Genomic DNA, 15,495 nt, shown 5'->3' on the forward strand with positions numbered 1-15,495 from the left:
AACAATACATAATACCTTTATATTGGTGCAAATGGCCTTTGTCATTTGCTTAAAAGGGAAATCGGTGAGAATCCGATGCTGTCCCGCAACTGTAAATGGGGAGTCTATACAATATGCCACTGTAATCACACTATGGGAAGGCGTACAGATGATGAACCTAAGCCAGGATACCTGCCAATAATATTCTTTACTTCAACCACGAGGATGGGGATAGTGAATCAGGTCAAAAGCCGTCTTTTCACTATGCGTACCTCTTGGAAACAAGGGGATTTTTTTATGCCCTTTTTCAATTTGTTATACAGTTCATCACGAATCATGGTAGCAAAGAAGTCTACTGATTTCTTACTATATATAACATCAAAGGAGATAAAGACATGAAGAAATGGAACAGCATGTGGCTTGTCTTTGCACTGGCATTGATGGCTATTTTAGGTGCATGCAGCGCGAAGGAAGATAATGAATCAGCAGCACAAGGGGAAAAGGTTGAACCATCACAAGCGGCAACGACAGAAGTAACGATTGACAATAATGGGACAACGCAAGTTTATAAAGAAGCTCCCAAAAAAGCGATTAGCTTAAACCAACATGTAACAGAAATTATGCTAGCTTTAGGCTTAGAAGATTCAATGGTTGGCACAGCCTATTTAGATGATAAAATTTATGAGCCTTTACAAGCTGCTTACGACAAGGTACCTGTATTAGCTGACCAATATCCTACAAAGGAGCAGGTAATTGATGCAGAGGCAGATTTTTTATATGGGGGATGGAAAAGTGCCTTTGGTGAAAAGGGTGTCGGCACTCCAGAAGAGCTTGAGGCATTAGGGATTCACACATATCTACATACAGCATCCAATATGACAAAGCCAACTTTAGAGGATATTTTCATAGATATTCGTAATATCGCAAAAATATTCCGTGTCGAAGATCGTGGAGAAGCTTTAATCGATCAAATGACGAAGGATGTAGAGGCTATTCGGGCGAAATTACCCCAGGATGGCAAAGAGCTGCCTGTTTTAGTTTTTGACAGCGGTGATAAGGATGTCTTTACAGCAGCGCAAAACTTTATGAATGAGTTGGTAACGATTGCTGGAGGCAAAAACGTTTTTGGTGATGTCGAATCTGGGTGGACAACCGTTTCAAAGGAAGAGGCAGTTGCGCGTAATCCAGAGGTGATTGTTGTTATTGATTATGGAGAGACATCTGCTGAAGAAAAAATTAATTTCTTAAAGAATGACCCAGCATTAAAAGAAACAGAAGCCGTGAAAAATGAACATTTTGTTATTTTACCACTATCTGCAGCATCTGAAGGAGTTCGTGCCGCAGAAGCCATTCAAATTTTGGCAAAAGGCTTTTATCCAGATAACTTTTAAAATTTGAGCTAGCATTTTGCTAGCTCCTTTTTCATAAGGAGACATTATACATGAATGCATTTAATATGAACATACCAGAGAAAACCTTTGAAAAGCTAAATCAGCAGGGAGATTTTACTCGACTTGCAGTAAGCCCTGGAATTATTAATAAGCATTATACGCCAACACAATTTCAAATAATTGCAGAGGTCGTTGGGGAGACTGGTGCTATTAAATATTCTGCATCCTACAGTATTTTATTATCAATTCCAACTGTTGATGTGGCGGAGTCCATTAACGAATTACGAAAAGCTGGCCTGTACGTGGCAAAGCAGGGTCCCATCGTTGCCATGAAGGCATGTGATTTCTGTGATGGTGATAAAATGGAGGCCGCCCCTATAACAGAGCAATTATATTATTCATTAGAAGAGATGACAGTTCCTGCAAGATTACGTTTAAATGTCAATGGCTGTGCATCAGCTTGCTATAATGCTGTCTATGATGATATCGGTCTAGTTTATCAAAAGGATAGCTTTGATGTTTATTTGGGGGCGGTGCCGATGGGGGCAGATGCTCAAGCAGGAACATTGTTTGCTAAACGAATCCCAGTTAATCGTATTGAAAGCTATCTCCATACGATTATTCTACTCTACAAGGAACATGCTCGACCAAATGAACCTTTTTATAAATTTTATCGTAGAACAAAAACTGCTGACTATTGGGACAAGCACTTGAATTCTGAAAACTAGTTATCGTTATATATTCCGGTCCTTTGTTACTAACCACCTTATCGTAAAATACTTCTTCACATATAAAAGATTATATGGGTTTAAAATTTTTTTCTTTTAAGCAGGGAAAATCCTTAGTGTATCGAAATAAAGTACTATGTAAGAATTTCAACAAGAAGGAGCGAATAATAGTGAAGCATGGGATTCAACCAGAAGATTTATATCGATTAAAATCAGTATCAGATCCACAAGTATCACCAGACGGAACAGAAGTTGTTTATGTAGAAACTTATATTGATGAAAAGAAGAAAGATTATGTATCTAATTTATTTTATATAAATTTCAATGAAAAAAATCCTCAACAATGGACATTCGGTGATGATAAAACGAATTCACCTGTATGGTCTACTGACGGAAGTAAAATTGCGTTTGTCTCAACGAGAACTGGTAAGCCACAAATTTTTGTGCTTGCTAAAGCAGGTGGAGAGGCCAAACAAATTACAAATTGTAAAAACGGTGCGACATCACCTGTATGGTCTCCGTGTGGTAAGAAAATTGCCTTCTCTGTAAAGCTTGGTAAAAATGAAGACATCTTTGATAAAGTCGAAGGTGAAAAGAAAGAGGAAAATGAACTCAAACCACTTGAAATAAACAACATGAAGCATAAATCAGATGCAGCCGGATTTCTGGATATGGAGCAATATTCTCACATTGCCATCGTTCATCTTGAATTAGGAGAGTTGGAACAAGTGACGACAGGAAGCCATCATTTCCATTTGGATACATGGTCACCAAACGGAAAATATCTGGCTTATATGGCTGATTTAACAGAGGATGTAGACTTTTCATTCAATAGCGATATTTACTTATTGGATGTAGAAATGAAACAAACACGCAAGCTAACAGAAGGAACAGGGATGTTCTACCAAACTTCATGGTCTCCGAACAGCCGCTTCATCGCTTTTCTTGGAGGTGAGAGAGAATTTGAAAACGCAACACAAGCAAAGCTATGGATGTATGATTTAGAACAGACTAATTTAACCAGTGTAACTAGTGATTTTGACGCCCCTATTGGTGATTGTGTAGTCGGAGATTTTCTACAAGGTGTCATGGCTCCACGTGTCCAATGGATGGAGGATAATCACAGCTTTTACTTCCAAGTATCAGATCACGGAAATACAGCCATTTATTTTGGAAATACTGCTGGTGAAATATATCCAGCAATTCATGACGATCAGTATGTCTATGGTTTTTCACTTGATTCACAAAATGATAAAGCAGTCGTTGCCATCAGCACGACAACAAATCCTGGTGATTTATTTTACGTTAATTTACAAACTGGTGAAAAGGAACAGCTCACTAAAGTTAATGAAGAGTTTTTAAAGTCGAGAAAATTATCTGTTCCAGAAGCCATTGAATATGAAGGGGCAGATGGCTGGAAGGTAAACGGCTGGATAATGAAGCCCGTCGGATATGAGGAAGGGGAAAAATATCCACTTATACTTGAAATCCATGGCGGTCCGCACGCAATGTATGCCAACACCTATTTTAACGAATTCCAAATTCTTGCTGCACAAGGTTTTGCGGTACTGTATACGAATCCTCGCGGAAGCCATGGATATGGTCAAAAATTTGTGGATGCTGTCCGTGGTGATTATGGTGGCAATGATTATAATGATTTAATGGCCGCTGTTGATTACGCATTGGAGCATTATGATTACATTGATCAAAACCGACTCGGTGTTACAGGCGGAAGTTATGGGGGCTTTATGACAAACTGGATTGTTGGTCATACGAACCGTTTTAAAGCGGCCATTACGCAACGTTCCATCTCCAACTGGATTAGCTTTTATGGTGTAAGTGATATTGGCTATTACTTTACAGACTGGCAAATCCAAGCGGGACTAGAAGATATTGAAAAGCTATGGCATCATTCACCGCTGAAATATGTGGAAAATGTGCAGACTCCACTGTTAATTTTACACAGTGAAAAAGACTATCGCTGCCCGATAGAACAGGCAGAGCAATTGTTTATCGCCTTAAAGCATCGTAAAAAAGACACAAAATTTATTCGCTTCCCAGAATCTAACCATGAACTTTCAAGGAGCGGAAAACCAACGTTAAGAATAAAGAGATTAGAATATATTAGAGATTGGTTTGTCAAATACCTATAAGAATCATAGAGGGTGGTGGCTTAAGGGCTAAAAAAGCTTCTTAGGCCACTTTTTTAAAGAACAAAATTACTAAACTATTGATTAATAATTCCATAAAATACTAAATCCTCGTATTTACCGTCTTTTATAATATGATCCTTTAATATTCCTTCCTGTGTCATACCAATTTTCTTCATTACTTTTCCAGAAGCAGGGTTCGATGAAAAAAATCGAGCAAACACTTTGTGCAGTTTCTTTTCTTCAAAAGCATATTGGACAATCGACTGCGCTGCCTCTGTTGCATAGCCTTTTCCCCAGTATTGCTCACCAATCCAATAAGCAATTTCTCCTTGATTAAAACGTTTGTTATTCGATAATGCTATTGCTCCATATAATTCTCCAGTTTCTTTATCAGTTACTGCAAATTCGTACGAAATATCCTCCATAAAATGATCGTAATGGCGTTCTATCCATGACAACGCATCATTCAAACTATACGGATAGGGCAGGTACAATGTACTTTTATAAATATTATAATTATTGCAAAGCTGTGTCACCGCTTCTGCGTCTGATGCTTGAAATAATCTAAGGACTAGTCTTTCAGTTGTAATCATTAACTTTTCACGACTATACGCCATTCAATCAGCTCCCATTACCTATAATTTGTAAGTACATTATATAATAAACGAGAATTTTATCCGAACAAAAAGACAGAATCATAGGAAAGTGATTCTGTCTCATTACATTTAGTCCAGTTTCTTAATAAAAACTACCTTTAAGTAATTAAATTCAGGATATTCACGTGGTACACGGAAATCCTTCGGCAAGCTGTATTCTTCAACAATTTTATAGCGTGTACGGGTTTCCTTAAAGGCCTGATCAATAAAGCTTTTAAACTTTTTCATTCCAAAGCTTGCATTATTGGTTGAAGCAACGATGATACCATTTTTCTCTGTGATGGCTATCGTATCAATTAGCAATTTTGGATAGTCTTTCGCTGTTGAAAATGTTCTTTCCTTCGTCCGTGCAAAGCTAGGAGGATCTAAAACAATAAGATCGTATTTTAATTGATGGCGCTGTGCATATTTAAAATAGTTAAAGACATCCATGACTTTAATATCCTGCGTTTCATAGTCAATTTGATTGACACTAAATTGTTCAATTGTTTTGGCTAGACTACGTTTTGCTACATCAACACTTGTCGTTTTGATTGCTCCTCCGAGTGCTGCCGCAACAGAAAATGCGCCAGTATAGGAGAACGTATTGAGCATGTTCCTATGGTCTGCGTAACGTTCACGAATCGCAAGCCTTATTTCTCGTTGATCGAGGAAAATACCTGTCATTGCTCCATCGTTTAAATGAACAGCATAGCTCATGCCATTTTCCAAAATAATGATTGGAAATTCGCCAGGCGTTCCCATAACGAAATCGTCCTGTTCCATATATTGCCCTTTAAGATCAAATCGCTTTTTCTCATAAATGGCTGCATAGCTTACCGTCTCAGCAAGTGCTTCGTATATCATATCCTTCCATAAATAGATCCCTGCACTATACCAGCTCACTAGAAAGTAAGAATCAAAATAGTCAATGGTGATACCACCTATGCCATCGCCCTCACCATTAAAAATACGAAATGCTGTTGTATTAGAATTGTCAAAGAAGGTCTGACGATTTGCCAATGCCTTGGTAAATTTTTTAATAAAAAAAGCTTTGTCTATTTTTTCGTTAGCATCAGTTGTTAGCACCCAACCAATGCCTTTATTTTGTACACCATAGTATCCTATGCCAAGAAAACGTTGATGGCTATCCAGCAGTCTTAATAGGGAACCTTCTTCTTTAGGAAGCTGACCCGCGTCAACAGCATCCTTTGAAATAAGAGGATAGCCTTTTTTTAATTGATCCGCAAAGGGATTTTTAATTTGTAAAACAATCATTTGTGTCATGTTGTCATCCTTTAAAAAGCATTTTGCTCTATTATCGCACTCTTTTATGGTGATAGACAAACTTATTTCACAAAATTAGCAATTTTTTCAGCTGTTTGTATTGTTGCCTCTTCAAAAAAGTTCATTTTGCTAAAATAGCTATGGATTAATCCAGTCATGTTGATATGCTCAACGGTTACGCCTGCGTCAGTAAGTTTTTGTGCATAAGCAAGACCTTCATCATAGAGAACGTCTGCTTCTGCGGCAATAATAATTGTTTTTGGCAAAACACTTACATCCTCAATCTGAAGTGGCGAAACAAGTGGATCTTTAAAGTTTTGTCCATCTGTGTAAAGTCCTGCAAACCATTGCATCCCTAGTTTGTCTAAACCGTAGTGTTCTCCATAAGCATTGTAAGATGCTGTTGTAAAATCTACATTCACGACTGGATAAATAAGTGCCTGTGCCTGAATTGCTGGACCATTTAATGTGGAAGCTAGATAGGCAACAACCGTTGCTAAGTTTCCACCTGCACTATCACCAGCTACGCTTAAACTTGTTGCATCCCCACCAAATTGCTGAATGTTTTCGTAAACCCATACTAAACTGTCATAGGCATCGTGAAGCGGAACAGGGAATGGGTACTCTGGCGCTAAACGATAATCAACTGACACAACAATTGCCTGAGCCTTTTCTGCCAATAGCTGGCACCCCGCATCAGAAGATTCTAAATTGCCAAATACCCAACCACCTCCATGATAATAGACAACGACAGGGAGTATTTTGTCAAAAGTAGGTTTATAAATACGAACATTTATTTTTGCGCCATCTCGTACAGTTATTTTTCTATCCGTAATAGAAGAAAGCTGAGGAGCATGTGCCGACTCCCATTTTGGCACTGTTCGAATAGCACGAGCCTCAGCAGGTGTTAAATTATAATATGGAATAGAAGAATCATTAGCTTCAATATAGTGAATCGCCTCATTTGTTAGTTTTGTCATCATCATCCATCTCATCCATCCTTTTTTTATATTCGATAACATCATTATAAACTATTCTTATAAAATTACTAGGATTTAGTGTCGAAAAAGAAGATTATTTTATGAATGAGCAGAAAAATGCTAATGGTCACGGTAAAATTTGATTATAATAAGATGAATGAAAGTATTTGGAGGGACAATATGATTTCTTTAATTGTGGCACATGATATTAATTATGTGATTGGTTATGAAAATGGTATGCCATGGCATTTACCAGGAGATTTACAATATTTTAAAAACAAAACGATGGGCAAGCCTATGATAATGGGACGTAAAACATTTGAATCGATTGGCAGACCATTACCTGGGCGTCGTAATATCGTGATTTCTCGTGACGAAAGCTATCATGCAGAAGGGATTGAAACAGCGATAAGTTTAGAGGATGCCCTCGACCTTGCTGGAGATGTTCCTGAAATTATGATTATAGGGGGCGAACAAATTTTCCGCCTGTCGATGGCTATCGCTGACCGTTTGTATATTACACAAATTAATCATTCCTTTAATGGGGATACCTATTTCCCAAAATATGAACAGGATTTTGTACAAATATCCTCAGAAAAGCCAGAAACGGCACCAGAAGGTTATACATTCGAATATCAGATTTTTGAACGTAAAAAATAGGAAATATGCTGAATAGGGAGATTCCAGTAAAAATATTGATTTGGGCAATAGCGGGTGAATTCATTGAACCAAATTGAGTTACAAAATATATCTACAATCGAAGAGGCTCATAAGTATTGATTAAAAGAATGAACCTTGTTTTTGTGAAAAAAGAATTATCTAAATATAAATTTTGATGACGATATAAAATATATGAAAATTGGGTGTTTTAAAGATTGGGGGATGAATGTTCTGAATGTTCAATTAGGGAGCAGTAGTTATTTTAGTGTATTAAAAAAAGATGGATCTAATAGGTTATCGGATGATTTATTTCTTAGAAACAATAAAAAGAAAGCAACATATGAAATAAAAAAAGAAAATGGTTATATACGCCATATAGTAACGAAAGAAAATGGGGAAAAAATAATTATTAGAGAAGTGAAATTATCAAAGAAGGAAGAAAAAGAAGTGTCTTCTGGCGATATAAAAGATATGATTACGCAAAAATTAGCAAATCAATTGTTAAAATCATTTGAAGATACACAGAACCATCAGAAACTTCTTAAAACTGGTATAGCTGGTCAAAAGGAAAAAGAACAGCAAATCTCAAAATACATCATGAATGTATAATATTAGATAAAGGACAGAATGATGCTATTGAATTACAATGATTTAGAGTATCATACGGATGGTGCTCCGATATAAATAGATGAACAAATTTGGACAATCTAATACACATTAACGTGAAAAATCGCTCCTTTATCAAAAAAGAGCGATTTTCATGTTGAATATTTATAAGTAAAAATAAACACAAGCATACATTGATCCACAGCCAGCTAATACAAATAAATGCCAGATTGTATGGTTGTAGGGAAGGGAGCGCCAAGCGTAAAAAATGGCACCAATTGTATAGAAAAGCCCACCTGCTAACAGTAAAGCAAAGCCATTAAATCCTAAGTATAGGTAGATGGGCTTTATTGCAAAAATAATCAACCAGCCCATACCGATATAAAAGATTAAAGAAAGTATTTCAAAGCGATTAATAAAGAAGCATTTAAACATAACGCCTAATAGGGCAAGGGACCAAATAATACATAATAAAGTAATGCCTAATGTGCCGCCAATCGCAATTAAAAGAAAAGGTGTATAGGTTCCTGCAATTAAAATATAAATAGAAGAATGATCAAGTATAGAAAAGAAGTACTTGTATTTTTCAGGCATACTATGAAGCAGTGTTGACATTAAAAATAAAATGATAACAGAGGCACCAAAAATACTAAAAGTTGTAATTTGAAGCGCTCCACCTGTTTGTACAGCAGCTAAAATAAGAACAATTAGTGCTGGAATACTCGCGATAAATCCAATACCATGTGTAATGGCATTCCACAATTCTTCTCTCCATGTTTTATAGTCAAATGAATCCATCATTTTAAACACTCCTTTCGTTCATATTTTTACTATACCCCAATAATTTTCATCCTACTATTTACATTTGTCATATTTTCAGTATCAAAAGTGTCATATAATTGTCTAAATCCATGAAGGACATTGTTAGACAAGTATTCGACAAAGCGCTATAGTAGCAAAGGTAGCGTTTTCAAAATAAATACCATCGTATGATACCTAATGACAAATGTCATGTTTACATAATGTTTCATTAGTCTATATAATAAATTTTAATGAAGTAAAAGGATGTGTCGAAGTGGGACGAATTCATATTGTAACGGACTCAACTTGTGATTTAACAAAGGAAGAAGTAGCACAGCATGGGATACATATTGTGCCTTTAACGATTCAAATTGATGGGCAAACATATATAGATGGTGTTGACTTAGAGCCACAGTCTTTTTTAGGTTTAATGAAAAATGCTAAAAATTTACCAAAAAGCTCCCAGCCTGCACCAGGGAAGTTTAAAGAATTGTACGATGAGTTAGGACAAAATGGGGATCAAATCATTTCCATTCATATGACCGGTGGTATGAGTGGGACAGTTGAATCAGCTCGTCAGGCAGCACAAATGACAGATGCAGATGTCACAGTAATTGATTCACGCTTTATTGCAATTGGACTAGCCATTCAATTACGTGAGACAATTAAAATGCGTAATGCAGGTGCTACTGTCGAGGAAATTGTGACTCGTCTAGAAAAAGTGCGTGAAAATACTTATTTATATGTAATAGTCGACACACTGGAAAACTTAATTAAAGGCGGACGAATTGGAAAAGGAACAGGCTTTATTGGATCATTACTCAATATTAAAGTAATTGCAAATTTAGAGGGCGGGGTATACAACCCTGTTTCTAAGGTAAGAAGTCATAAACAGGTTGTAAATTACTTATTTAAACAATTTCAAGCTGATACTGCTGGTAAAACCGTAAAGGCAGTAGGAATCTCTCATGCTGATGGGCTAACAACTATGGGTGAACCATTAAAAGCGTTTATTGAAGGAACAGGCTTCAATGACGTAGAAATTGCCTTTACCTCACCTATTATCTCAACACATACTGGCCCAGGCGCAATTGGTTTTATTTATTTTGCAGAATAATAGATATGAGCTGCTACATAAGTATTGTAGTGGCTTTTTATTTTCATAATGCTGGAAAAGTAGACATTACAGTAAAAACACTTATTTTTTTATGGAATACCTAGGTATCGTCACTTTTCTTTGCGGTATGAACTATTCTATAATAGAAGAAACAGCAAATGATGGAAGGTGGTCAAATGGGCATTTGGCGAATATTTATTTTGTCATGTTTGACCGTCTTAGTACTAAGTGGTTGTGCTATATCAATAGATGAACCGAATCCGCAAGCAGAACCTGAAGGTGAGCAAGCAGGGACGGAGCAAGATATGAAACAGGATGAGCAACAAACAGAAGATGAGGGAAAAACCTCTAAGAATATGTTGACGCAAATTTTTGAGCATTTTTTTGAGCCATCACCAGAGGATTTACGGAAAATTGATAATGAAAACGCAAAGCAACTACATTACTTGGCACTGGGAGATTCATTAACAGATGGTGTCGGTGATGAGTATAGTCAAGACGGTTTTGTAGGCAGATTAAAAGATTCATTGCTAGCTTGGCCCTCAATTTCTGATGTAGAGGTCGACAATCGGGGGAAAAGGGGAAGACGCAGTGATCAGCTATTAAAATTAGTGAAAAAAGGGCATTATGATGAAGAGTTGCAAAATGCACAGCTTATTTCAGTAACCATGGGCGGAAATGATGTCATGAAGGTAGTTAGACAGGATTTGTTTAACTTGAAAAGGGATGCTTTCGATAAAGAATTGCTGGCGTATAAGGAACGTTATAGTAAAATCGTAGCTGGCATTCGTGCGAAAAACCCAACGGTGCCATTATTGCTGATTGGTTTTTATAATCCATTCTCTATCGTGACAAATGAGGCCAATGAATTTGATACAATTATCACGGAGTGGAATAATGTCATTAAAGACATCGCAAGTGAGGATACGAATGCATGCTATATCTCTGTAGAGGATTTATTTGATTCAAACAAAGAGCTCGTATACCATACCGATTTCTTTCATCCAAACGCAAAAGGTTATGAAAAAATGACGGAGCGAATACTAGCAGCAATGGAGCAGTGTGAAATGGAACAAAAAATTAACAAGGAAATAGGCTTCGGGGAGTGACAAAATGAATAAATGGAAAATCGCATTTTTCGCCTTAGCAGGCACAGTGCTGTTTGCAATCCTCCTCGTCGTGTATTTAGCAACAAAACCTGTTGATGGAGTAATTGTAGCAAAGAGTTCAGAAGGTGAAAGTGAAGTAAAAGGGAATGTCCTTGTTGTTCAAACAACAACGAAGGAGTTAGAATCGATATCAAAGAAATATTTAAAGGATGCGGCAAAAGGATCGCCTCTGCCCTTGGATTTTACGATTGGTGATGATATTCAGCTAAGAAGTAAGCTGACGGTTTTTTATACAGAAATACCAATCACTATGAATTTTGATCCCATCGTCGATGACAAAGGAAACATCATTCTAAAGCAAACAGGTATGAATGTAGGACTGTTGAATATTCCACCTGAGACGACTATGAAAATTATGCGTGACTCGGTGGAATTTCCTTCTTGGATTACGGTAAATCCAAATAAGGCAGAAATTTATATTGATTTATCACGTATTAATATAGCTTCTGGGTCTCGCATTCGAGCAAAAGAGTTAAATTTACCGAAAGATAAAATTTTATTGGAAATTATTGTTCCTGGTGAATAAGGAGTGACATGAATGGCAAAGCAATACGCAACATTTGCAGGTGGTTGTTTTTGGTGTATGGTCAAGCCCTTTGACGAAACACCTGGCATTGAATCAGTGATTTCTGGCTATACGGGTGGACATGTTATGAATCCTACGTATGAACAAGTATGCTCTGAAACAACAGGACATGTGGAAGCGGTACAAATTACGTTTGAGGATGATCTCTATTCTTATGAGCAATTATTGGCGACATTTTGGACATTAATTGATCCAACAGATGTTGGTGGTCAATTTTATGATCGTGGGGAGTCCTACACGACTGCAATTTTTTATCATAATGAGGAACAACGTGAATTAGCAGAACGTTCTAAAGCAGATTTAGAGGCATCTGGTAAATTTGACAAGCCGATTGCAGTGAAAATCTTACCAGCAAGGACATTTTATCCAGCTGAGGATTATCATCAATATTATTATAAGAAAAATCCAATGCACTACGAGCGTTATTCGATTGGTTCTGGTCGCAAAGCGTTTCAGGAGCAACACTGGGGGCGAAAAAAATGAATAAAGAACAACGATTAAAAGAACTAACTGACATGCAATATTATGTAACACAAGAAAGTGGAACAGAGCCACCATTCCGCAATGAATACGATCAACACTTTGAAGAGGGCATTTATGTCGATATCGTTTCAGGGAAGCCGTTATTTAGCTCCCTTGATAAATTCGATTCAGGATGTGGTTGGCCAGCATTTGCAAAGCCAATTGAAAAAGAGGAAGTAACCGAACATTTTGATAGTTCTCATGGAATGCGTCGAGTGGAGGTTCGCAGTAAGAACGCTGATTCACATTTAGGGCATGTCTTCCCTGATGGACCAACAGAGCTTGGTGGCTTACGTTATTGCATTAACTCAGCATCGTTACGCTTTGTACCAAAAGAGGATTTAGAAAAGGAAGGCTACACTGAATACCTTTCATTGTTTAAATAAAGAAAACTCCTAGCATAAAATTTTGTGCTGGGAGTTTTTTGTGTTCGTTGTGTCAGTTAAAACTATCGCCCCGTTAGTTCAGGTAATTAAACTTTAAATTCACTCACTAAACTACGAAGATTATCTGCTTGTTGGGCTAGTTCTACGGCAGCAGCATTAATTTCTTGCATAGAAGCGGAGCCTTGTGTTGCTGCTGCAGCGGAAGTGACTGTATTAGCAGCGGATTGTTCAGCATACGCATTAACATGAATAAAATCATTTGCTACGGCATTACTATACTCAAGGGTTAATGAAATTTTTTCCGCCATAGCTGTAATAATGGATGTAGTTTCCTGTGTATGCGATAAAATATTGGCTAATGATTGATTCGTTTCATTAGTTACTTCTACTCCACGAATTACTGAAGTTACCCCCTCATAGTTTTGGGTAATAATAGAGGATACTTCATCCTGAATGGACGTTACGATTGTTGTAACTTCCTTCGCAGCATTTTGAGATTGCTCAGCTAACTTACGAACTTCATCAGCTACAACTGCAAAGCCTTGTCCATGCTCACCAGCGCGTGCAGCTTCAATTGCGGCATTTAGTGCCAGTAAATTAGTCTGTTCGGATATAGCGGTAATCGTACTAATGATTGATGTTATGTCAGCTGATTTTTGTCCAAGTGCTTCCACCGTAGTTGTTGTCGTGGCCATTGTTTCTTCAATTGCCTGCATCACTAGCGAGGATTGCTCAACTGAGCGACTGCCATCATCAGCTGCGTGCTGCATAGCTAAGGATGCACGTTGAACAGCATTGGCCTGTTCATTTAAATGGTGCATAGAATGCTCAAGGTCACTCATTTTTTGTTGGGCGCTATTCATGCTGGAAATTGTATTGTCACTATCGCTTGCAATATCAGCTGTTGCATCAGCAATATCCTGAATAGTACGTGCATTTTCATCCGCTAATGACATTAATTCCTGACTGCTGCTGGAAACATGATCAGCAAGCTCACTGACACGTTTTATGAGATTTGAAATGGACTCTATTAAAGTATTGGTGGAAGTGGCAATCGTTGAAAACTCATCATGATTACGTACTTTAACGCGTCTTGTCAGATCACCGCCAGCCTGTGCGATATCCAGAATAGAATCGTTAATTGCTTGTGTATTATTTTTTAATGATTTAAATAACATATAACCAAATATAATGATGGCGATAAAGCCGATTATTGAAATGATAAAGAAAGAAACAATAGAGATATTGACTTGCTGGTTCAACTTATTTAATTTAGTTTTATTTGCTTCATCCATTACTGTATTGATGGATTCGATATTTTTATCAATATGTGTCTTCATTGTTTCCCCAACAGCACCCATCATCAGCTTTCGAGCCTGTTCAAGCCCAAACTCATCACGCATTGTCATGACTTTTTCAGAGTAATCGAGGTAATTTTTATAATATTGACCAATTGCCTGCATATGGCCAAGCTCAAGCTCTCGATCTGAAAACTGTTTTTGTAATTCGCTGATTTTTTTATTGATCGAATCTATTTTCATGTGGTATGAAGTGGAATAAGCGCCATTGCCAGTAATTAAATATGTTTGCTCTAAATTTGTGAGTTTTGCAATTTCATATGCAAGCTGATTAACAGTTAATTGTTCTTGGACATTTTTCTCAGTAAAATCATCCATCTGACGTTGAAGATTCCGTATATCGACATAAGACAAAATACCCATTATTCCGTTAATAAGAATTAAAAGTGTAAATATAATAAGCACTTTACCCCGTATTAAATGATAAAAACGTTGTCGTTTTTCTTTAATAGGAGGGAGATTATGCCTACTATCCTCTAAATCAATTGCATTCTCTTTAGCGGAAAAGCTAGTTTTAAAGAGAGACGGGCGTTTTTTCGCAGAGTTACTGGATTTTTGTGAGTTTTTCATCGCCATCACCTTCCTATTTTCAAATAGTCGATTTCAATTTTATCTTATTTTACTAGATTTTTCTATTGTTATTTCGCAAAATTTTCACTTTTCAGATAAAAACACCTATTAAATTTCTACGACATAAGTCGAAAGGTGTGAAAAAGTAGTTGAAAAAGCTTTAGTAGGAAAAAATACTTAATTGCTATTTTTATGACGGGAATGTGATTTTTTGATAAACTAGCGGAAAGCAGATAAGTATAAAAAGGGGAATTTCTAGTATGAACAAGAGCTTTTATTTATATGTATTAACTTTCCGTGGTGGGGATTGGTCAGATCAGAAGGTACGATTTGCAGAGGAGATGTTTCATGAACATAATTTTCCTAAGCAAAGCACAGATTTTGAAGAGCTTTCAACGTATATTGAATCGTTTGCTACTGATAACCTTACTACTGAAGCATTTGATGAGTTGTGGGCATTATATGTCGAGCAAGGGTGAATTTATTTTAAGTTGCTAGACGTCTAGCATTGATAAAATAGCAGAAACACAGTATTATTTAAAGTGATAACTGACAGAAAAGAGGGAT

General features: G+C 36.9%; 16 protein-coding genes and 1 riboswitch. Of the genes, 11 read left to right on the forward strand and 5 right to left on the reverse strand.

Features of this window, described 5'->3' with window-relative positions:
- The first annotated feature begins 6 nt into the window (after positions 1–6).
- Positions 7–193, forward strand: a riboswitch (cobalamin riboswitch).
- Between the two features lie 181 nt (positions 194–374).
- The 3 genes from AC3WOM_RS04760 (at position 375) to AC3WOM_RS04770 (ending at position 4,251) form a co-directional block, all read left to right on the forward strand.
- Positions 375–1,370, forward strand: coding sequence for an ABC transporter substrate-binding protein (locus tag AC3WOM_RS04760; RefSeq protein ID WP_427546164.1), 996 nt, complete (start codon positions 375–377; stop codon positions 1,368–1,370).
- Between the two features lie 50 nt (positions 1,371–1,420).
- Entirely contained in the window at positions 1,421–2,098 is a 678-nt protein-coding gene (locus AC3WOM_RS04765; RefSeq protein WP_492445302.1) for a precorrin-3B methylase, read from the forward strand.
- Positions 2,099–2,262: 164 nt separating this feature from the next.
- Entirely contained in the window at positions 2,263–4,251 is a 1,989-nt protein-coding gene (locus AC3WOM_RS04770; RefSeq protein ID WP_492445379.1) for a S9 family peptidase, read from the forward strand.
- A 74-nt stretch (positions 4,252–4,325) separates the two neighbouring features.
- Here the strand turns inward: AC3WOM_RS04770 and AC3WOM_RS04775 are convergent, their stop codons facing one another.
- From AC3WOM_RS04775 to AC3WOM_RS04785, 3 genes are all read right to left on the reverse strand, one after another.
- Entirely contained in the window at positions 4,326–4,868 is a 543-nt protein-coding gene (locus tag AC3WOM_RS04775) for a GNAT family N-acetyltransferase (protein ID WP_427546167.1), read from the reverse strand.
- A 108-nt stretch (positions 4,869–4,976) separates the two neighbouring features.
- Positions 4,977–6,173: a class I SAM-dependent rRNA methyltransferase gene (locus tag AC3WOM_RS04780; RefSeq protein ID WP_427546169.1), complete on the reverse strand. Its 1,197-nt coding sequence runs from the start codon at positions 6,171–6,173 to the stop codon at positions 4,977–4,979.
- 62 nt (positions 6,174–6,235) lie between these two features.
- Positions 6,236–7,159 (reverse strand): alpha/beta hydrolase, encoded by a 924-nt coding sequence (locus tag AC3WOM_RS04785; protein ID WP_492445305.1) that lies wholly within the window; start codon positions 7,157–7,159, stop codon positions 6,236–6,238.
- A gap of 174 nt (positions 7,160–7,333) precedes the next feature.
- Between AC3WOM_RS04785 and AC3WOM_RS04790 the strand changes: the two genes are divergently transcribed.
- Both AC3WOM_RS04790 and AC3WOM_RS04795 read left to right on the forward strand, forming a co-directional pair.
- Entirely contained in the window at positions 7,334–7,813 is a 480-nt protein-coding gene (locus tag AC3WOM_RS04790) for a dihydrofolate reductase (protein WP_427546173.1), read from the forward strand.
- Between the two features lie 192 nt (positions 7,814–8,005).
- Entirely contained in the window at positions 8,006–8,422 is a 417-nt protein-coding gene (locus tag AC3WOM_RS04795) for a hypothetical protein (protein WP_492445307.1), read from the forward strand.
- 162 nt (positions 8,423–8,584) lie between these two features.
- Here the strand turns inward: AC3WOM_RS04795 and trhA are convergent, their stop codons facing one another.
- Positions 8,585–9,220, reverse strand: a complete 636-nt coding sequence (trhA, locus tag AC3WOM_RS04800; protein ID WP_427546177.1) for a PAQR family membrane homeostasis protein TrhA — start codon at positions 9,218–9,220, stop codon at positions 8,585–8,587.
- Positions 9,221–9,494: 274 nt separating this feature from the next.
- Between trhA and AC3WOM_RS04805 the strand changes: the two genes are divergently transcribed.
- The 5 genes from AC3WOM_RS04805 (at position 9,495) to msrB (ending at position 13,000) form a co-directional block, all read left to right on the forward strand.
- Entirely contained in the window at positions 9,495–10,337 is an 843-nt protein-coding gene (locus AC3WOM_RS04805) for a DegV family protein (protein ID WP_492445309.1), read from the forward strand.
- A gap of 158 nt (positions 10,338–10,495) precedes the next feature.
- Positions 10,496–11,446, forward strand: a complete 951-nt coding sequence (locus AC3WOM_RS04810) for a GDSL-type esterase/lipase family protein (RefSeq protein ID WP_427546181.1) — start codon at positions 10,496–10,498, stop codon at positions 11,444–11,446.
- A gap of 4 nt (positions 11,447–11,450) precedes the next feature.
- On the forward strand, positions 11,451–12,032 hold the full coding sequence (locus AC3WOM_RS04815; RefSeq protein WP_286926659.1) for a YpmS family protein: 582 nt from the start codon (positions 11,451–11,453) through the stop codon (positions 12,030–12,032).
- 12 nt (positions 12,033–12,044) lie between these two features.
- Positions 12,045–12,575 carry a peptide-methionine (S)-S-oxide reductase MsrA gene (gene msrA, locus AC3WOM_RS04820; RefSeq protein ID WP_427546183.1) on the forward strand — a complete coding sequence of 177 codons (531 nt, stop codon included), beginning with the start codon at positions 12,045–12,047 and terminating at the stop codon, positions 12,573–12,575.
- Entirely contained in the window at positions 12,572–13,000 is a 429-nt protein-coding gene (gene msrB / locus AC3WOM_RS04825; RefSeq protein ID WP_427546185.1) for a peptide-methionine (R)-S-oxide reductase MsrB, read from the forward strand. Before msrA ends, msrB begins: the two co-directional genes overlap by 4 nt.
- Positions 13,001–13,086: 86 nt before the next feature.
- Here the strand turns inward: msrB and AC3WOM_RS04830 are convergent, their stop codons facing one another.
- A complete protein-coding gene (locus AC3WOM_RS04830) occupies positions 13,087–14,928 on the reverse strand; it encodes a methyl-accepting chemotaxis protein (protein WP_492445313.1) in 1,842 nt (613 codons plus the stop codon).
- A gap of 260 nt (positions 14,929–15,188) precedes the next feature.
- Between AC3WOM_RS04830 and AC3WOM_RS04835 the strand changes: the two genes are divergently transcribed.
- A complete protein-coding gene (locus AC3WOM_RS04835) occupies positions 15,189–15,407 on the forward strand; it encodes a YozE family protein (RefSeq protein WP_427546189.1) in 219 nt (72 codons plus the stop codon).
- The last annotated feature ends 88 nt before the right edge of the window (positions 15,408–15,495 follow it).

This window comes from Lysinibacillus sp. FW301-JW8, assembly GCF_058788755.1.